15 protein-coding genes are annotated in these 18,913 nt (G+C 61.4%); 12 read left to right on the forward strand and 3 right to left on the reverse strand.

Annotation, left to right across the window (positions count from 1 at the left end; translation table 11 throughout):
* Position 1: 1 nt before the first annotated feature.
* The 11 genes from FR728_RS09845 to flaF all read left to right on the forward strand — a co-directional run bounded on the left by FR728_RS09845 (position 2) and on the right by flaF (position 12,536).
* Positions 2-331 (forward strand): rod-binding protein, encoded by a 330-nt coding sequence (locus FR728_RS09845; protein WP_149892509.1) that lies wholly within the window; start codon positions 2-4, stop codon positions 329-331.
* Positions 328-816, forward strand: coding sequence for a hypothetical protein (locus FR728_RS09850; RefSeq protein ID WP_208998753.1), 489 nt, complete (start codon positions 328-330; stop codon positions 814-816). Before FR728_RS09845 ends, FR728_RS09850 begins: the two co-directional genes overlap by 4 nt.
* A 528-nt stretch (positions 817-1,344) precedes the next feature.
* Positions 1,345-1,731: a hypothetical protein gene (locus FR728_RS09855; RefSeq protein ID WP_208998754.1), complete on the forward strand. Its 387-nt coding sequence runs from the start codon at positions 1,345-1,347 to the stop codon at positions 1,729-1,731.
* A gap of 649 nt (positions 1,732-2,380) precedes the next feature.
* A complete protein-coding gene (locus FR728_RS09860; protein ID WP_149892510.1) occupies positions 2,381-3,538 on the forward strand; it encodes a flagellin in 1,158 nt (385 codons plus the stop codon).
* Positions 3,539-3,751: 213 nt separating this feature from the next.
* Complete coding sequence (locus FR728_RS09865; protein ID WP_149892511.1) at positions 3,752-4,909, forward strand: flagellin; 1,158 nt, start codon at positions 3,752-3,754, stop codon at positions 4,907-4,909.
* 190 nt (positions 4,910-5,099) lie between these two features.
* Positions 5,100-6,257 carry a flagellin gene (locus tag FR728_RS09870; protein WP_149892512.1) on the forward strand — a complete coding sequence of 386 codons (1,158 nt, stop codon included), beginning with the start codon at positions 5,100-5,102 and terminating at the stop codon, positions 6,255-6,257.
* A gap of 380 nt (positions 6,258-6,637) precedes the next feature.
* On the forward strand, positions 6,638-8,152 hold the full coding sequence (locus tag FR728_RS09875) for a flagellin N-terminal helical domain-containing protein (protein ID WP_149892513.1): 1,515 nt from the start codon (positions 6,638-6,640) through the stop codon (positions 8,150-8,152).
* Between the two features lie 230 nt (positions 8,153-8,382).
* Positions 8,383-9,897, forward strand: coding sequence for a flagellin N-terminal helical domain-containing protein (locus FR728_RS09880; RefSeq protein WP_149892514.1), 1,515 nt, complete (start codon positions 8,383-8,385; stop codon positions 9,895-9,897).
* A gap of 289 nt (positions 9,898-10,186) precedes the next feature.
* Complete coding sequence (locus FR728_RS09885) at positions 10,187-11,689, forward strand: flagellin N-terminal helical domain-containing protein (protein WP_149892515.1); 1,503 nt, start codon at positions 10,187-10,189, stop codon at positions 11,687-11,689.
* A 90-nt stretch (positions 11,690-11,779) separates the two neighbouring features.
* Positions 11,780-12,268, forward strand: coding sequence for a flagellar biosynthesis repressor FlbT (gene flbT, locus FR728_RS09890; protein ID WP_149892516.1), 489 nt, complete (start codon positions 11,780-11,782; stop codon positions 12,266-12,268).
* A complete protein-coding gene (gene flaF, locus FR728_RS09895; protein WP_149892517.1) occupies positions 12,156-12,536 on the forward strand; it encodes a flagellar biosynthesis regulator FlaF in 381 nt (126 codons plus the stop codon). Before flbT ends, flaF begins: the two co-directional genes overlap by 113 nt.
* A gap of 262 nt (positions 12,537-12,798) precedes the next feature.
* Here the strand turns inward: flaF and FR728_RS09900 are convergent, their stop codons facing one another.
* The 3 genes from FR728_RS09900 to FR728_RS09910 form a co-directional block, all read right to left on the reverse strand.
* Positions 12,799-14,340 carry a flagellar protein gene (locus tag FR728_RS09900; protein WP_149892518.1) on the reverse strand — a complete coding sequence of 514 codons (1,542 nt, stop codon included), beginning with the start codon at positions 14,338-14,340 and terminating at the stop codon, positions 12,799-12,801.
* Positions 14,341-14,347: 7 nt separating this feature from the next.
* Positions 14,348-16,198, reverse strand: coding sequence for a flagellar hook-associated protein FlgK (flgK, locus tag FR728_RS09905; RefSeq protein WP_149892519.1), 1,851 nt, complete (start codon positions 16,196-16,198; stop codon positions 14,348-14,350).
* A gap of 73 nt (positions 16,199-16,271) precedes the next feature.
* Positions 16,272-17,663 carry a flagellar hook protein FlgE gene (locus tag FR728_RS09910; protein WP_149892520.1) on the reverse strand — a complete coding sequence of 464 codons (1,392 nt, stop codon included), beginning with the start codon at positions 17,661-17,663 and terminating at the stop codon, positions 16,272-16,274.
* A gap of 405 nt (positions 17,664-18,068) precedes the next feature.
* On the opposite strand from FR728_RS09910, the gene FR728_RS09915 reads away from it, so the two are divergent.
* On the forward strand, positions 18,069-18,911 hold the full coding sequence (locus tag FR728_RS09915; RefSeq protein WP_149892521.1) for an AAA family ATPase: 843 nt from the start codon (positions 18,069-18,071) through the stop codon (positions 18,909-18,911).
* Positions 18,912-18,913: the final 2 nt, after the last annotated feature.

Genomic DNA, 18,913 nt, shown 5'->3' on the forward strand with positions numbered 1-18,913 from the left:
CATGATCGAGACCTCCACCACCCTTACCGGTCAATACAGCCTGGGCGACGCCAGCACGGCGCTCAGCCGCGCCGCCGCCACCGTGAACGGCAGCAAGAGCCAGACCCGGGAAGCCGCCGAAGAGTTCGAAGGCGTATTCCTGCGCACCATGCTGCAATCCATGTTCACCGGCCTGGAAGAGGGCGGAACCTGGGGCCAGGGCCACGGCTCGGAAGCCTGGCAGGGCATGCTCATCGACGAATACGCCAAGGAAATCAGCCAGTCGGGGGGCATTGGCCTCGCCGATTCCATTGAGCGGCAGCTGCTGCAGATCCAGGAGAGCGCACAATGACCGCCCACAATCAGATCAACGACTTTCCCTTCTCGCTCGAACGGCCCCAGAGCCCGGCGGAGGCCAATGCCTTCTGCGAGGCCCTTGGCGAGACCATGGAACACCTGCTCGACCTGATCGAGAGCGAGACCAGTCTGGTGCGCGCCGGACGGCTGAAGGAAGCCGGCACCCTGCAGCCGGAAAAGGCCAAGCTGATCCACGCCTATACCCGCGGCATGCTCTGCGCCAAGCAGCACGCCGTCGCCCTCGGCAATCTGGCTCCCGCCGCGGCCCAGAACCTGCGCCGGCGCCACGGCGAGTTCCAGCCCGTGCTGCGGATCAATCTGGCCGTGCTCTCGGCCGCGCGCGATGTGGCCACCACCATCGTCTCGACCGTCGCCAAGGCGGTCGGAGGTCAGACCTCAACGACCACCTATGGCCCGAAGGGACAGGCGCCGACCGTCGCCAAGCCCGCCAATGGCATCGCCCTGAACCAGCATCTGTAAACGAGCATTTCTGAATCCGCATTTCTGGGCCGGGCGACAGCGCACCCAGCGCCCCTTCATCGGGCTTGCAACAGATCATCGGGGGCGAGGCACGGCATCACCGGCCTCGCCCCTTGTTCTTTTGTGCGCCGGCCAGACGCCGGATCAGCAGCACCACGTAGCATTTGTGATTGGACCGCTCAGAGCCCGAGGCCTATCCTCGGACCCGTCGTCGCTTCAGGCTTTGACGTGAGGACGCCGCGCGGACTGAACGCGCGATCCGGATCAGAAATGATCGGAATTTAACGCCCATTCTCGGGTCCCGATCTGGTGATATTAACCATGTTTCGGGAGAGGACCCGGAAACCCCGGCCCGAAGCCGCTCCGGCATCGACACGCAAGGCGTTGCAAAGATACGCTTTTCCAGTGGACGATTGATTCGACTTCGAACCCGGTAAAAGTCTAACGATAGTGTTAAGAAGGGATTCATTCCCTTACGTTAGCCTCTCTCCATCGGGTTCCCTGTCGAGCTACCCGGAGGAACGGATTATGGACACTGCACTAATCCGGCCGCAACTGCCGAGCTATACGGCAATCACGCCGGACACACGCGCTCCCGAGAGGACGGAGCCGGCTGCTGCAACCGATTTGCCGGTTGAAAACACGGTCTCGCCGTCGAATGACAGCGGTGCCGGTCGTCGTGCATCCGACAACCCGCGCAATCGTGAGCCTTTCTCGCCGACCCTGAACATCGAGCGTCAGAACTTCATTGACCCGGAAAGCGAAACCCTGATCTATCAGGCCAAGAACCGCGACACCGGTGAGGTGGTCCAGCAGATCCCGAGCGAAACCCTTCGCCGGCTGCGGGCCTACAACAAGACGCTGTCGGATCAGACGACCAACGGCTTTACCCCCCGCTCTGCGACCACGGCCTGAGCCGCGCGCCGCAGGTGACATCCTGACGACCTGCGCCCACGTCATGTGAGGACAGGACCCATTCGCCCCCGCCCCTCGGTGAGACCTCTCCCGGGGGCAGACCTCGTTGGTCCGACGCTCCCCTCAAGACACAAACTCGTGTCGCGACGCGGCCTTTTCGATCTGGCCTCATGCCACGGCGGCTCGACCGGGCCGCACCTCCCGCAGACGACCGCGTCACAGCTAGCCCTGCGCCTGACGCAGGGTTTGGAGCCTCCTGACGCAAGGTTCCCTCGCGCCACTGCCAAGGATATGACGCCCACACGCTCCACGCACCTGCCCCGTCTTCCGATCCCCGTTAACCCTGCGCCTGACGTGACGTTTGGCACGCCCGCGTAAGGATCCGCATTTATGACAGTGCTCAAATAACTGATTTCACGCCACTTCCTGCCCCGGCTCGAAATCATCCCCTCACAAGATCGCTCCCGACCAATTGCCACCTTCCGCCAAGCAAGTTCAAGTTAACCAAGTCGCTTAACCAAGTTCATTTCGAGTCCTTTAATCCTAACCCAAAGTAAGATTCAACGTTAGGATTCAATACAAACTTTAGCCGCAGAGTTCACGGGTCGTTCAGGAAGAATGACTTTAAAAAAACAGAAGGAACTCTGTAATGGCTGATATCACCCTCTCCAGTGCTGTACGCACGAACCTCAATTCCCTTCAGGCAACTTCCGCCTTCATGAGCAAGGTTCAGGAACGTCTCTCGACGGGCAAGAAGGTCAATTCGGCACTGGACAATCCGAACTCCTTCTTCTCGGCAAAGGGCCTGGAAAACCGCGCAAGCGACCTTTCCACCCTGCTGGACGACATGGGACAGTCGATCCAGACCCTGAAGGCAGCCGACAAGGGCATCGAGGCCATCTCCGACCTGGTGGACGCCGCAAAGGCAAAGGCCAACCAGGCCGCCCAGACGTCCTCTCAGGCCGAACGCGCTCAGTATGCCAAGGAATACAATGAGCTCCTGACCCAGATCGAAGATCTGTCGAAGGACTCCGGTTACGGCGGCAAGAACCTGCTCGGCGGCACCGGCAACGACCTGTCGGTGACCTTCAACGAAGACGGCACGTCGTCGCTCAGCATTTCCGCGGTCGACTATACGGACACCACCCTGTCCACCGGTCTGAACCTCTCCGATCTGACCGAGGCTGCCGACGGCACCGCGACCATCTCGCTGACCGCCGGCACCACCACCGCCGTCCTGACGGGCGGCGATCTGCTCACCGCCGATGACGAGTTCACCGCCGGTGACACCCTGACCCTGACCGACTCCAACGGCAGCGAGATCGCCACCTTCGAGATCGACGCCACCACGACGGTCAACGACCTGGAGAGTTTCCTGGACGGCGTGGACGGCGTGAGCGCCTCGCTCGCCTCCGGCACCCTCACGGTGACCTCGGAGTTCGTCCTCAACATCGACAGCGACAACACTGCCTTCAACAGCAGCTCGACGCTAACGACGAATGCGACTGACTCAGGCTTTGCCACCGACAGTGCCATCGACAACGTGCTGTCCGCGCTGAAGTCGGCCCAGGACACCCTGCGGTCCCAGGCCTCCACCTTCGGTACCAACCTGTCGATCGTGGAAAACCGTCAGGACTTCACCAAGTCCCTGATCAACACGCTGGAAGAAGGCGCAGGCAAGCTGACCCTGGCCGACACGAACGAGGAAGGCGCAAACCTGCTGGCCCTGCAGACCCAGCAGACCCTGGCCTCCACGTCCCTGTCCCTGGCAGCCCAGGCCGACCAGAACGTGCTGCGTCTGTTCTAAAAAAGAATCCCGGAGCCTTTCGGGACGCGTCAAAGACATAACAAGGAGATGGCGGGGAATACCCCGCCATTTCTTAACGTATTTTCAAAATGCGTTAAGGTTTAAACCATAGTAACCACGTTCCTTAACACACGTTTACTTTTGATCGTGCACCTTCCGTAGCGTCGAACCCAGGAAGGGTTCCGTAATGCGTACTCCCAGGAAGGAAGCACAATGCCTAACGTCAACCTGTCCTCCGCCGTCCGGTCCAACCTGAATGCCCTTCAGGCGACCTCTCAGATGATGACCTCTGTCCAGGAGAAGCTCTCCACCGGCAAGAAGGTCAATTCTGCACTGGACAATCCGAACTCCTTCTTCACCGCCCGTGGTCTTGAAAACCGCGCCAACGACCTGTCGAACCTTCTGGACGACATGGGTCAGGCCGTTCAGACCCTGAAGGCGTCGGACAAGGGGATCGAAGCCATTTCCGATCTCGTGGACGCCGCAAAGGCGAAGGCCAACCAGGCCTCCCAGACGTCCTCCCAGACGGAACGCTCCCAGTATGCCAAGGAATACAACGAGCTGCTGACGCAGATCGAAGACCTGGCAAAGGACAGCGGATACAAGGGCAAGAACCTGCTCGGCGGCAATGGTAACGATCTGACCGTGACCTTCAACGAAGACGGCTCGTCTTCGCTGAGCATCTCGTCTGTCGACTTTACCGACACAACCCTGTCGACCGGTCTGAACCTTTCGGATCTGACCGAAGCGTCCGATGGCACCGCGTCCATCTCGCTGACCGCCGGCACCACCACCGCCGTTCTGACTGGCGGCGACCTGCTCACCGCCGATGACGAATTCACCGCCGGTGACACCATTACCCTGACCGACTCCAACGGTTCGGAAATCGGCAGCTTCGAAATCACGGCAACCACCACCGTCAGCGATTTCGAAAAATTCCTCGATGGCGTCGATGGCGTCAGCGCGGATCTGGCTTCCGGCTCCCTGACCGTGACCTCGGAATTCGTGCTCAACGTCGACAGCGACAATGCCGCCTTCAACAGTGGCTCGACGCTGACGACCAACGCCACGGACTCCAGCTTCGCGACCGATGCGAATATCGAAGATACCCTGAAGGCCCTGAAGACCGCTCAGGACACCCTGCGCTCCCAGGCCTCCACCTTCGGTACCAACCTGTCGATCGTGCAGAACCGTCAGGACTTCACCAACTCCATCATCAATACGCTGGAGGAAGGTGCAGGCAAGCTGACGCTGGCCGATACGAACGAGGAAGGCGCAAACCTGCTGGCCTTGCAGACCCAGCAGTCTCTCGCCTCCACGTCCCTGTCCCTGGCGGCCCAGGCCGACCAGAACGTCCTGCGTCTGTTCTAAACCCGAGGAATATCAGCCACTTGACACGGCGGGCTCCGGCCCGCCGTTTCTTTGTACTGAAAGGAAGCGTTAACGTTAAATATCGCTAACCACGTTTCTTCAGAAAGCGTTTTCCTGAACGAACCATTTCTAGGATGTCAGACCCAGGAAGGGTCGATGTGCAAAGTAATCCTAGAAAGGATCCAAGAAAATGGCAGGCATCACTCTGTCCAGCGCCGTGCGCTCGAACCTGAACGCCCTCCAGGCAACCTCCGACCTCATGTCCAAGGTTCAGGAAAAGCTGGCAACCGGCCGCAAGGTCAATTCCGCTCTCGACAACCCGAACTCCTTCTTCACCGCCAAGGGCCTCGAGAACCGCGCGAACGACCTCTCCTCCCTGCTCGATGACATGGGCCAGTCGGTCCAGACCCTGAAGGCAGCCGACAAGGGCATCGAGGCCATCTCCGATCTGGTGGACGCCGCAAAGGCAAAGGCCAACCAGGCCGCCCAGACCTCCTCGCAGAGCGAACGCGCTCAATATGCCAAGGAATACAATGAGCTCCTGACCCAGATCGAGGATCTGGCCAAGGACAGCGGCTACAAGGGCAAGAACCTGCTCGGCGGCACCGGTAACGATCTGACCGTGACCTTCAACGAGGACGGCTCCTCGTCTCTCGGGATCACCGCGGTCGATTTCACCGACACTACCCTGTCCACCGGCCTGAACCTGTCCGACCTGACGGAAGCCGCCGAAGGCACCGCAGCGATCACGCTGACCGCCGGCACCACCACGGTCGCCCTGACGGGCGGCGATCTGCTCACCGCCGATGACGAGTTCACCGCCGGTGACACCCTCACCCTGACCGACTCCAACGGCACCGAAATCGGGACCTTCGAGATCGACGCCACCACGACGGTCAACGATCTGGAGACCTTCCTGGACGGCGTGGACGGCGTGAGTGCGTCGCTCGCTTCCGGCACCCTGACGGTGACTTCGGACTTCGTCCTCAACATCGACAGCGACAACACTGCCTTCAACAGCAGCTCGACGCTGACGACCAGCGCGACGGACTCCGGCTTTGCCACCGACAGCGCCATCGACAACGTGCTGTCGACCCTGAAGTCGGCCCAGGACACCCTGCGGTCCCAGGCCTCCACCTTCGGTACCAACCTGTCGATCGTGGAAAACCGCCAGTCCTTCACCAACCAGCTCATCAACACGCTGGAAGAAGGTGCGGGCAAGCTGACCCTGGCCGACACGAACGAGGAAGGTGCAAACCTGCTGGCCCTGCAGACCCAACAGTCTCTCGCCTCCACGTCGCTGTCCCTGGCAGCGCAGGCCGACCAGAACGTTCTGCGTCTCTTCTAAGAGGCGTAACCCAGGTTCACGACACCTCCTAAGTCGTCAAGAAGAACGGCGGCGCTCATGCGCCGCCGTTTTTTGTTGTGCGCGCCAGACATCCCTTGCTACGCCCCGCCCCCTCCGGCACGCGCCATGTGGCCCGCAGACACTTGCCCTCCCGCCAGACCAGCCGGGCCGCATTAACCCTTCCCCTAAGGCATCTACCCGTTCTTTACCCCCGCAAATATAGCAATGTAATTGCTACTTACTTCAAGCTCTCGCAAGGTTAACTTTTCGATAACTATAAAATCGCAAGTCTTTAACCATTGATTAGGGTTAACGGGACATGATCACCCTCAACCCGCTCAGGAGAGTGGAAGTATTTCGGACCCAAGAAAGGGAAGACTATGGACAACATCACGCTGTCAGCCGCCGTCCGCCAGAACCTCCTCACGCTTCAGTCGACTGCTGACCTGATGTCCGGTGTTCAGAACCGGCTCGCCACTGGCCTCAAGGTCAACTCCGCTCTCGACAACCCGAATTCTTTCTTCACCGCGTCGGGCCTGAGCGACCGCGCCAGCGACCTGACCAACCTTCTCGACGACATGGGTCAGGCCCTCCAGACCATCAAGGCCGCCGACAAGGGCATCACCACCATCACGGACCTGGTCGAAACCGCCAAGGCGAAGGCCAATCAGGCGCTCCAGACCCAGAGCCAGTATGAGCGGGCCAAGTTCGCCACCCAGTACAACGACCTGCTCGAGCAGATCGAGGATCTGGCCAAGGACAGCTCCTACAAGGGCAAGAACCTGCTCGGCGGCGATGGCAACGACCTCACGGCGATCTTCAACGAGGACAACACCTCCAAGCTGACCGTGAACGCGGTCGACTACACCGACACCACCCTCTCCACCGGCCTGAACCTGTCCGACCTGGCGGAAGCCAAGGGGGGCGCCGCCTCGTTCCAGCTGGAAGGCGGGTTGGGCAGCGTGACACTGACCGACGCCAACTCGGACGCGCTTGGCTCCGGATCGCTGCTGACCGACTACACCGGGATCACCCAGGGCGACGTGATCACCCTGCGCACCGCCGCCTCCGGCGCGGGATCCGCTCTCGTCACCCTCACGGTGGGCGCGAACACCACCGTGCAGGATCTTGTCACCCTGGTGGATGGCGTGGCTGGTGTGCGCGCCGAATTTGACGAAACCTCGGGCGCCTTGAAGATCACGTCCAATGATGACGTCTTCCTCTACAACGCCGACAACGACAACGGCGGCACCGCGGTACCGACCGACCTCGCCTCGGTGACCTCGGCCAACTTCACCGCCTCGACCCAGCTTCTCACCGGCTCCGCCAGCTTCAAGGCCGGCGACATCCTGACCCTGGAAGACGGCAACGGATACGAACTGGGCTCCTACGAGATCACCGCCGAGTCGACCGTGTCCGATCTGGTCGACTTCATCGACGACTTCAACGGGGTGAGCGCCAGCTTCTCCACCTCGACCGGCAAGATCACCATCGAGAGCGACACGGACCTCAGTCTGACGAGCGACAACACCAACGACTTCAATGCCTCGGCCTTCGTGGCAGACAGCGACGGGGTGACGATCGCCGCCCAGCAGGACTCAGGCTTTGCAACGGACACGGAGATCAACGCGGTCATTGACAGGTTGAACACCGCCTTGTCGAACCTGAGATCCCAGGCCTCAGAGTTCGGGACCAACCTCTCCACGGTGGAAATCCGCCAGGACTTCACCAAGCAGCTGATCAACACGCTGCAGGAAGGCGCAGGGCTGCTGACCCTGGCCGACACGAACCAGGAAGGGGCGAACCTGCTGGCCCTTCAGACCCGCCAGCAGCTTGCCTCCACCTCCCTCTCCTTCGCCTCTCAGGCGGACCAGACGGTGCTGTCCCTCTTCTGACCCCATCGACGCACCGCTTGCGGGCGATACGCGGCCACCGCGTATCGCCCGTTTCTCGCGCAAGGGAAGACCCTGAAAGAAAAAGGAAAACCCAAAGACATCCACAAGCCGACGCAGAGGAAGAATTCCCAGAATGCGGCAATTAACCAATCATTAAGGTTACCACTTCATTGTCAGCCTCGAGATGGTCAGGAAGACCATTGTGAGTTTATGCCCAGAAGAGGCTTCAAATGGCTGACAACATTACCCTTTCCGCCGCCGTGCGGCAGAACCTGCTTACCCTGCAGTCCACCGCCGACATGATGTCGGGCGTTCAGAACCGCCTGGCAACCGGCCTCAAGGTCAACTCCGCCCTCGACAATCCGAATTCCTTCTTCACCGCCTCGGGCCTGAATGCCCGTGCGAGTGACCTCACCAACCTGCTCGACGACATGGGCCAGGTGGTGCAGACCATGAAGGCCGCGGATGAAGGCATCACCTCCATCACCAAGCTGGTCGAATCCGCCAAGGCCAAGGCCAACCAGGCCCTGCAGACCCAGAGCCAGTACGAGCGCTCCAAATTCGCCAAGCAGTACAACGACCTGTTGCAGCAGATCGAGGCACTGGCGAAGGACAGCTCCTACAAGGGCAAGAACCTGCTCGGTGGCGAAGGCAACAATCTCACCGCGATCTTCAACGAGGACAACACCTCGAAGCTGACCGTGGCAGCGGTGGACTACACCGACACCACCCTCTCCACCGGCCTAAACCTGACGGATCTCGCCGAAGCCAAGGGCGGCGCAGCCTCCTTCCAGCTCGAAGGTGGCGCCTCCTCCATCACCCTGACCGATGGCAGCGGCGACGCGCTCGGCTCCGGATCGCTGATCACGGATTTCGCCTCCATCACTGCGGGTGACGTCCTCACCCTGCGCACGGCAGCCTCCGGCGGCGGTTCCGCAGTCGCCACGCTGACGGTCACGGCCAACACCACCGTCCAGGATGTGGTCACAGCACTGGATGGGGTTGCCGGCGTGCGCGCCGAATTCGATGAAACCACCGGCGCCCTGAGCATTACCTCCAACGACGACGTCTTCCTTTACAACTCCGACGACGACAACGGCGGCACCGCGGCGCCGACCGATCTGGTCTCGGTCTCCACGGCCAACTTCACCGCCTCGACCCAGCTTCTCACCGGATCCGCCAGTTTCACCGCCGGCGACATCCTGACCCTGGAAGACGGCAACGGCTACGAACTGGGCTCCTACGAAATCACCGCAGAAAGCACCGTCGCCGATCTCGTTGATTTCATTGACGACTTCAACGGCGTCAGCGCCAGCTTCTCCACCTCGACCGGCAAGATCACCATCGAGAGTGACACGGACCTGAGCCTGACCAGCGACAATGCGGAAGACTTTGCCGCCTCCGCCTTCGGCTCCACGACGGGGGTCACGATCAACGCGGCACAGGACTCCGGTTTCGCCACCGATAACGAGATCAACGCCGTGATTGACCGCATTAACACCGCGCTGTCCAACCTGCGCGCCCAGGCCTCCGAGTTCGGTACCAACCTGTCGACCGTGGAAATCCGTCAGGACTACACCAAGACCCTGATCAACACCCTGCAGGAAGGTGCGGGCAAGCTGACGCTGGCCGACACCAACGAGGAAGGTGCAAACCTTCTCGCCCTGCAGACCCGCCAGCAGCTCGCCTCCACCTCCTTGTCCTTCGCCTCTCAGGCGGACCAGACGGTTCTCTCGCTCTTCTGAGAGAGAATCAGGCGAACGCAACGGCACCCTGATCGACCCCGGAACGGGCGGAGATTTCTCCGCCCGTTTGCCTTTTTCACCCTTCCGCAGGGTTAGAGATGGGCAAATTCCCTCATGTTTTCCGAGGATTTGGGAGAAATCTCTGAGTAACCCGGGTTAACAAACCCTCTCCCCCTGACAAGCCTGTTTACTTTTCATTTACACTCACTGCACAGTCAGGCAGTTGTCGCCTGACCCATGACGGATGCCGTCAGTCTTGGCGGCGGATCAGAAAATGCGGTGAGCCCAGATGAGCGATATTGTTCTTTCAAGTGCCGTTCGGGATAACTTGCTCTCGCTGAAGAATACGGCGAAGTTGCAGTCCACGACCCAGAATCGCCTTGCGACCGGCCTCAAGGTCAATTCGGCGCTGGACAATCCGAACTCCTTCTTCACCGCGGCTGGTCTGAATGACCGCGCCAGCGACCTGTCGAACCTGCTCGACAACATGGGTCAGGCGATCCAGACGATCCGCGCCGCCGATGACGGCATCACCGCGATCACCAAGCTGGTGGAATCCGCCAAGGCCATCGCCAATCAGGCGCTTCAGACCTCCAGCGAATACCAGCGCAAGATCAAGACCCAGCAGTACAACGACATCCTGCAGCAGATCGAGGAACTGGCCCGCGATTCCGACTACAAGGGCAAGAACCTGCTGGCCGGCCCGGGCAACGAGCTCGAGGTCATCTTCAACGAGGACAGCACCTCCAATCTGACGATCTACCCGGTCGACTACACGGACACCTCCCTCTCCACGGGTCTGTCCCTCTCCGATCTGGAAACGGGCCTCGGTGCCACCGCATCCTTCTCCCTCGCGTCCGGCGTGACGACGATCGACCTCACCGGACTGCAGGCATCTTCGGAGCTCTCGTCTCTCGCCGACTGGGCCAATGGCGACATCGTGACCGTGTCCGACGGCACGACCACCACCACCTTCGAGGTGGGCACGGACATCGTGACCGTTCAGGATTACGTCAATGCTCTCAATGACGTGCAGGGCATCAAGGCCACATTCGACGAGGACAACGACCAGATCACCGTGGTCTCCGGCCTCAATCCCGCTGTGACGCTCAGCGTCTCCAAGGATGCAACGGGCGGTGGCAACGCGACCAATGGCGGCGCCACGGCGACCACCATTCCGACGACCCTGACCACCACGCCGATGACGGCCAATGCCACCCTGACCTCCTCGGGCGGCTTCGCGGCCGAAGACATTCTCTACATCACCGACGGGAACAATTTCGAAGCCGCGTCGCTCGAAATCGATGACGACACCACGGTGGCCGATCTGGTCAGCCTGCTGAAGTCGGTGAAAGGTCTGGATGCCTCCTTCTCCGGCGGCAGCATCAGCCTGATCGGCGAAGTCTCCTGGGACATTTCCAGCACCAACGACGACTTCAACGTCGATCAGCTCGCCACAACCGACGGGACGGTGAACCTTCTGGCAACCGACTCCGGCTTTGCCGACGACACGGACATCGAGCGCGTCCTTCAGGCCATCAACAATGCTCTGGAAGAACTGCGCAGTTCTGCCGGCACCTTCGGCACCAGCCTGTCGACGGTGCAGATCCGGACGAACTTTACGGAAGAGCTGATTAACACTCTGGAAGTTGGTGCAGGCAACCTGACCATTGCCGACATGAACGAGGAAGGTGCGAACATGCTGGCCCTGCAAACCCGGCAGCAGCTCTCGTCCACCGCCCTCTCCCTCGCCAACCAGGCGGAGCAGAGCGTCCTGAGTCTCTTTGGGTAAGGGTAACGGTTATATTGGTTAAAAGAACAGTATACGCCGTTAACCTTTGTTCAATAGTGGTGATGGATACTTTTACGTGGAGGCTTGAGCATGGCCCTCAAGGTTGAACTGAAACCGGGCGAGCGGATCATCATTGGTGACAGCGTGATCACCAATGACAATCAGCGGACCCGTCTGTTTATCGAAGGCCAGGCTCCAATTCTCCGGGAGAAGGATATTCTGACGCCAGCTACGGCCAATTCCCCGGCAAAACGCATCTACCTCGCTGTACAGCTCATGTATCTGTCGACGGACGTGGATCGCGTGAAGGAGAATTACTTCATACTGGTCAATGATATCGTGAAGGCCGCCCCGAGTACGATCCCGTATGTGACGAAGATCAGCAACGCGATCATCAGCGGCGCCTTTTACAAGGCTCTCAAGGAAGCAAGAAAGCTCATCGAGTACGAAGGGACGCTGATCGGTCATGTACAAGCAGGCAGCGCAGGCTTATCAGAAAGCAAGCCAGGTGGCGGTCTCGCCGAGGGAGCTGGAGGCGAATCTCCTGATGAAGGCCGCCGCGCGGCTCCAGTTGATTAAGGAAGAGTGGGAATCCGCGTCCTTCGCCGAGAAGGATGAAGCGCTTACCTATAACCGCAAGTTATGGACGGTGCTTGTCACCTCCGCGACCAGCAAGGACAGCCAGCTTCCCCAGGACGTGAAGAACAACCTGGCTTCCCTCGCCGTCTTCATTTTCAAGCACACGCTGACCGTCCTGTCCGATGCCAATCCGGACAAGCTGACGACGCTGATCACCATCAACCGCAACATTGCCGAAGGTCTGCGCGCTCGCCCCGAACAGGGCTGAGCGCGGCGGCCCTGCCCAGCCTCTACCCGAAATGATGTAAAGCCGGCTGCGCGCTGCCCGCGCCGCCGGCTTTCTGCTTTCAGAAATGAAGTCGGATGTGCTGAAAAGGGCCGCCGGACCTCGAGATGGAGGTCGGAAGTGACCGGACCCGGAAACGTCCGTCTCTCCCGGCGGTCCGGACGATGACGCCATCGCCCGGGATCATTGCAAAGGATCGTCTGAAAAGGTCTTGCTGAAACAGGCGGCCCAGCGCCTCGCCGGCTCAGATATAGTCGGCGAGCGTCAGCTGGTAGACGATGGAGGACGCCCGGTAGGACGCCTCGATATTGGTCTGGAGCTGCAGGATCTCGGCGGCGAGCAGCTCGTTGTCCACCCCCTCGATCTCCTCGATGGTGGTCTTGAAGCTCGACTTCTGCACCACGTGCCGGTCGCTGGTGGCATCCACCGTGCGATAGGCAAGCGACACATCCGTCGAGATATCCACGATGCCGGACTCGTCCGAACTCGTCGGCGCCAGGATGGCCCGTGTCGCCGCGGCCACATCGCCGTAGTAGAGCTCGTCGGTCTGGGTCCCGCCGGAGAAGTCCGCCGCCACGAACACCGCCAAGGCCTTGATCAGGTCGCGGAGCCCTTCTTCATTGGCCCGCACCCCGTAATTGACCGTGAGATTGTCGTCGATCACGGCGGTCTTGTCGGTGCGCGCATCCGTGGTGGCGGTGTTCTCGCCCACATACCACTCGACGGTGGTGCCCGCGCCCGAGGTGGTCGCCGTGGCCGTATCGAAGGGCGGTCCGTCCACCCGCACCGGATCCGCCCCGGCGAAGGTATTGAAGAAGCTGTCACCGGCCCAGGCATCGGAGGCCGCGCGCAGAGAGGTCGCTGCCTCCCGTTCCAGCGCCGTGTTCAGCGCCGTGCGCAGGTTCGCCGCGGTCTCCTCCAGATCCGCGCCCAGCGCGAAAGTGTCCGGAACCGTGTTGCTGGCGGCAAGCGTCAGCTCGATCGTGACCGCCTTGTCATGGGCCGGCGGCAGGGTCAGCTCGATGCTGATGCTCTCGCCAAGCGTCGGCTGACCGGTGAACTGGATGTCGAAACTGTCCGGATCCGTGCCCGGCCCCGCAGGGCCAGTGACGCTGACATTGGTGAGACCGGAGGTGACCGACGACAGGTCGAACCCGAAATCATGGGCTCCATCCTCGGCGACGGTGAAGGTGCTGTCCGTCGGCACCGCGGCCACATAGTTGGTCGTCAGGGCAGAGACATCCAGACGCCCGTTGGCATTGGGGCCCTGGTTGGCCTGACGGAACTCATCCATCACCTGCCGCAGACCCGCCCGGTCGCCCGCGCCATCGAGGATGGCATCCATCCGCGTCACCGGATCCTCGGAGGCTACGCCACCGCCGTAGAGATAATAGCCCGCCACCTCGGTGTTGAGCAGATTGGCGGCTTCATAGAGCAACAGCTCCGCCGTCGCCTGGGTCCGCGTCTGCCCGTCCGACTGCAGCTCGTAATCATTGAGGTCCATGGAGGCCTTGCCGTCGATGCGGATGTCCTCCAGCCGCTCCAGCGTCAGATTCAGGGTCTCGATGTGCAGGTTGGCCTGGACGATGGTTTCCTCATAGGCCTCGATGCGCTTCACCTTCTGGGTAAGTTCCAGATCCAGAAGACGGCTGTTGCCCACCGACCCGTAAGTCGTGCCCGACTTTCCGGACGCCAGCTGAACGGTCTTCTCGTTCAGGGTCTTGGACAGGCTTGTCACCTGCTTGGTCAGGTAGTGGCGGGACGTGGTGATCGTATCAATGGCCATGACGCACCTACACCGTATTCAGGAGAACATCGAAAAGTTCGTCGATCGCCTGCATCACCCGGGCATTCGCCGCATAGGCATTCTGCAGCTCGACCATGAAGGCCAGCTCCTCGTCCACATTGACCGAGTAGCTTTCCTCGTAACGCACCGCGAGATTGGTGGTCAGCGTTTCCTGCGCCTGGGCATAGGAGCGGGCATCGCTGGCCTGATCCCCCTGATGCGCGACGATCTGGTTCACGTAGGACAGCAGCGACCCCTGATAGGGTGTCCTGCTGCTGCCGATCCCGGCGTCCGGGTCAAAGGCGACCACCTTGCCCGTCAGCTGCCCGAGCAGATATTCCGGCCGGGAGGAATCGTTCAGGGAATTGGCCGGCGACGTCTGATAGGTCACCAGCAGGGAACTGTCGGCCCGCAAGCTGGAGTTCACGGCAATGCCGCTGGCATAGCCCAGCCGCTGCCCGCCCCCTTCCAGACTGTCCGTGAAGGTCTCTTCCCCGTTGCGGGTGTCGACGAAGATCGACAGACCCAGCCCCTGCCCCGTGTCGGCACTCGGCGTCACGTTCGCCTTCAGGCTCTCCACGGTCGTATTCGTGCCCGTGTCGCCCAGGATCTGGAGATTGCCCGAACCGTCGTCGGAAACGGCCAGATCGGTTGCAGCCAGCGCCGCGATCATCGCCATGACGTAATCGGCCGTGTTGCCCGACGAAATGTCGATGCCATAGACCGTATCGTCCGAGCGGGCCGTCGCCGTGTCGTCGAGCGGCAGCAAGGCGGCATCCTCAACGGCGACGAAGGTCACCGTGCGCGCCGTCCCCGTGCTGTCCGTATAGTCGAGGGTCACCGTGTTGCCGGCCTGCAGGGCCGAAAGATCCAGCACGAAGCCCTCTTCCACCCCGACGGTGGTGGCCGTACTGGCCACGTCCACGTTGGAAAAGGCGAGCGACAATTCGGCGGCAAGCGTGTCGAGCTGGGTCTGCGCCTCGACCAGGATCTCGTCGCGCAGTTCTGCAAGCGCCTTGATTGACCCGCTGTCGGAGCTGGAGATCAGATCGAAATCCGTACCCCCCGGCGTGGTCACCACGATCGTGTTGCCCTCCTGCCCCGGCCGCAGCGTGGCGGTGGGCTGGAAGGAGACGATGGAGGCCTGATTGTTGGCCAGAAGCTGGTTGCCATTGTGGGTGCGGATCAGCAGCGTGCCGCCGGCCTCCTCGCTAACCACCACATCCAGCAGCCCGGAAAGTTGTTCCACATAGCGGTCGCGCTGGTCCATCAGATCCGAAATGGAGCCGTTGTCGTTGCGTGCCTCCAGGATCCGGGCATCCAGATCCTCGATGGAGCGCAGCAGCGAGTTCACGTCTTCCGCCTGCTCCTGCAGGGCATTGTCCGCGGTCTCGCGCATCTCGTTGATGCTCTCGTAGGCCCGGTTCATCTGGAACGCCAGACTTTCGGCGGCCGAGACGACTTCCTGCTGTGCGGCATAGGACGAGGGATCGTTGACCAGGGTGGTCAGCGAGTTGCTCAGCTCGGACATCAGCGTATTGAGCCCGAGACCGTCTTCCAGCGTGCCGAAGAGCTCGTCCAGGCGGGCCGTGAATTCGGAGATCTGCGAGGCATAGTTGGTCTCGGCCAGGGAGCCGAAATAGGACTTCTGGATGGTCAGGTCGACCACCCGCGTGACCTTGCTCGACAGGATGCCCGAGACATTGCCTTCCCCGTCGAAGAAGACGTTGGCGGCGATCTGCTTGGTCGAGTAGCCCTGCGTGTCCGCATTGGCCACATTGGCTGCGGTGACGTCGAGCTGCTTCTGATTGTAGGTCAGGCCGAACAGCGCCGTGTTGAGAGCGGATGTCAAACCCATGTCTGCGCCTCCTCAGCCTTCTGGTCCGGACGCGGGCGGGCGGCGGGTTCAGGACCCCCGCCGCCTCAGCCGGTTACTGCACCATGTTCAGGGCATCCGTGAGCATGTCATCTGCGGCCGAAACCACCCGCGTATTGGCCGAATAGGCCTGCTGGGTGATGATCAGCTTGGAAAACTCGGTCGCGATGTCGGAGTTGGAGAGTTCCAGCGCATTGGCGATGATGGAGCCGCCGCCGGAAAGATCCGCCTCGCCCGAGGTCGGAGTGGCGGCAAAGGCCGCGCCGTCGATACGCTGCAGGTTCTGCTCCGCCTTGAAGGTGGCCAGCGGCACTTCGTAGAGCGCCCGAACCTGGGAGTTGGAATAGGTCGCATTGATGCGTCCGGCCTCGTCCACATAGATGCCGGTCACTTCACCGGCCGGATAACCGTCCTGCTCGATGCTGACCGAGGAGGCCACGCCGGCGGAATCCGAATACTGGGTCAGGGAGCCACCGGCAAAGGAGACCTCCACATTGGCAGCCGTCACGTCGCCCACGGTGATGGAGGCGATCTCGAAGCTGTTGCCCGCAGCACTCACGGCCACGGTGGTGGAGCCGTCACCGGCGGTCAGCGTGTCCATCTCACCGCTGCCGTCGAAGGTCACGTTGCCGATCTCCAGCCAGGCCGGATCATTGTCACCCGACCCCATGAATATGGTCCAGGTGTCGAGCTGAGGCACGCCCGGGTCCGCATTCAGGGTCTTGGACCAGCGGATTTCCACGTTCAGGGGCGTTCCGTTCTCGTTGTAGATGGTGATGGAGCCGCCGGTAATCGACTGGTCGAGGAAGGTCTGCTCGTCGGCAGCGGCAATGTCATCGGTGCCCACGGTCGCCGTGTCGAGCAGGGCCGTGTCCGGATCCGAACCGTCATATGCCTCGTTTTGCGGCACGGTGGGCAGGTTGGCCTGATAGTCCACCTGGGTTGTCGCCTCGGCCGCCAGCGGCTGGTCGGAGATCTTCACCACCGACACCGCATCGCCCACGGCGTTGCCCGTGTCCGGATCGAGCTCGTAGCCGGTCAGGTAATAGCCGGAGCTGTTGACCAAGTAGCCTTCTTCGTCGATCTCGAAGTCGCCGGCGCGGGTATAGTAATTCGTGTCCGCGAAGGTGGTGGATCCATCCACCACGTCATTGGCCTTGGTCACGACGAAATAACCCTCGCCATTGATGGCGAGATAGGTGTCCACGTCATTGGCGGAGATGTCGCCCTGCAGGGTGTTGGTGGCCCGCGACGTGGCATAGCTGGTGCCGGAAACCTGGGAGGCCTGGGTCGCCCCGCCGCCGGACACCAGATCAGAGAAGGTGGTGTCGAGACGCTTGTAGCCCGTGGTCTGCGAGTTCGCGACGTTGCCCGACAGGTTTTCCAGCGCGGTCGCCTGAGCACTCAGGCCGGAGACTGCAGCATTGATTGCCCCGTAGATACCCATGTTACTTCCTCTATCAAGCTAGCGGGCCCAGCGCCCAGATACACTTGCCAGCCTGTCGCAACAGCCGTGCCAACCGCCTGTCACTTTTTCTTCTTCTTATTTGTCAATGACTTAGAATTTTTCTTCGATTTTTTTGCCCGCCACCCAACCGACCGCTGCGGCAGCAGAGCGGCAAAAGATTCCGACCTTGCGGCAGTTTTTGACCGACACTGGCATCCCTTCTTGCCGGGCAAGGGGAGCTGCGGCCCGCGGCACGCCGCTGCGCCCGTGGGCAGGGCACCGTGCCCGCTTGCACCGCCCCGCCCTGAGCCCTAGTCTTCGCCCGAAGAGCGGCAGAGGCCCGTGGCCCGGAGGGCTGACGGCAGACCGGCCGCGCAACGACAGCAAGACGAGACGGAAGCACCCATGCGCTTTGAAGGTACCGATGCCTATGTGGCGACCGAGGATCTGCGGGTGGCGGTCAATGCCGCCATTGCCCTTGAGCGCCCCCTGCTGGTGAAGGGCGAGCCGGGCACCGGCAAGACCGTGCTGGCCCAGCAGGTGGCGGCCGCCCTTGGCGCCCCCCTCATCGAATGGCACGTGAAGTCGACCACCAAGGCCCAGCAGGGTCTTTATGAGTATGACGCGGTCTCGCGCCTGCGCGACAGCCAGCTCGGCGATGAACGCGTCCGCGACATCAACAACTACATTCGCAAGGGCAAGCTGTGGGAGGCCTTCACCGCCCCCGTCCGGCCCATCCTGCTGATCGACGAGATCGACAAGGCCGACATCGAGTTCCCCAACGACCTTCTGCTGGAACTCGATCGCATGGAGTTCCACGTCTACGAGACCGGCGAGACCGTGAAGGCGCATCAGCGCCCTATCGTGATCATCACCTCCAACAACGAGAAGGACCTGCCCGACGCCTTCCTGCGCCGCTGCTTCTTCCATTTCATCAAGTTCCCCGACCGGGAAACCATGGAAGAGATCGTGGAAGTCCACTTCCCCGGCCTCAAGTCGCGTCTGCTCAACGAAGCCATGCGCCTCTTCTATGACATCCGCGACGTGCCGGGCCTGAAGAAGAAGCCGTCGACCTCCGAGCTCATCGACTGGCTCAAGCTGCTGGTCAACGAGGACATCGACCCGGAAGTGCTGCGCAGCTCCGACACCCGCTCGGTGGTGCCCCCGCTCCACGGCGCCCTGCTGAAGAACGAGCAGGACGTCCATCTCTTCGAGCGTCTGGCCTTCATGGCCCGCCGCGATCGCTGAGC

This window comes from Roseibium aestuarii, from assembly GCF_008477545.1.
GTDB classification, from domain to species: Bacteria; Pseudomonadota; Alphaproteobacteria; order Rhizobiales; family Stappiaceae; genus Roseibium; species Roseibium aestuarii.

What these genes read in the sequence shown, in the direction of transcription:
- FR728_RS09845 (WP_149892509.1), top strand. Translation starts at nt 2, where the DNA reads ATGATCGAGACCTCCACCACCCTTACCGGTCAATACAGCCTGGGCGAC.
- FR728_RS09850 (WP_208998753.1), top strand. Translation starts at nt 328, where the DNA reads ATGACCGCCCACAATCAGATCAACGACTTTCCCTTCTCGCTCGAACGG.
- FR728_RS09855 (WP_208998754.1), top strand. Translation starts at nt 1,345, where the DNA reads ATGGACACTGCACTAATCCGGCCGCAACTGCCGAGCTATACGGCAATC.
- FR728_RS09860 (WP_149892510.1), top strand. Translation starts at nt 2,381, where the DNA reads ATGGCTGATATCACCCTCTCCAGTGCTGTACGCACGAACCTCAATTCC.
- FR728_RS09865 (WP_149892511.1), top strand. Translation starts at nt 3,752, where the DNA reads ATGCCTAACGTCAACCTGTCCTCCGCCGTCCGGTCCAACCTGAATGCC.
- FR728_RS09870 (WP_149892512.1), top strand. Translation starts at nt 5,100, where the DNA reads ATGGCAGGCATCACTCTGTCCAGCGCCGTGCGCTCGAACCTGAACGCC.
- FR728_RS09875 (WP_149892513.1), top strand. Translation starts at nt 6,638, where the DNA reads ATGGACAACATCACGCTGTCAGCCGCCGTCCGCCAGAACCTCCTCACG.
- FR728_RS09880 (WP_149892514.1), top strand. Translation starts at nt 8,383, where the DNA reads ATGGCTGACAACATTACCCTTTCCGCCGCCGTGCGGCAGAACCTGCTT.
- FR728_RS09885 (WP_149892515.1), top strand. Translation starts at nt 10,187, where the DNA reads ATGAGCGATATTGTTCTTTCAAGTGCCGTTCGGGATAACTTGCTCTCG.
- flbT (WP_149892516.1), top strand. Translation starts at nt 11,780, where the DNA reads ATGGCCCTCAAGGTTGAACTGAAACCGGGCGAGCGGATCATCATTGGT.
- flaF (WP_149892517.1), top strand. Translation starts at nt 12,156, where the DNA reads ATGTACAAGCAGGCAGCGCAGGCTTATCAGAAAGCAAGCCAGGTGGCG.
- FR728_RS09900 (WP_149892518.1), bottom strand. Translation starts at nt 14,340, where the DNA reads ATGGCCATTGATACGATCACCACGTCCCGCCACTACCTGACCAAGCAG.
- flgK (WP_149892519.1), bottom strand. Translation starts at nt 16,198, where the DNA reads ATGGGTTTGACATCCGCTCTCAACACGGCGCTGTTCGGCCTGACCTAC.
- FR728_RS09910 (WP_149892520.1), bottom strand. Translation starts at nt 17,663, where the DNA reads ATGGGTATCTACGGGGCAATCAATGCTGCAGTCTCCGGCCTGAGTGCT.
- FR728_RS09915 (WP_149892521.1), top strand. Translation starts at nt 18,069, where the DNA reads ATGCGCTTTGAAGGTACCGATGCCTATGTGGCGACCGAGGATCTGCGG.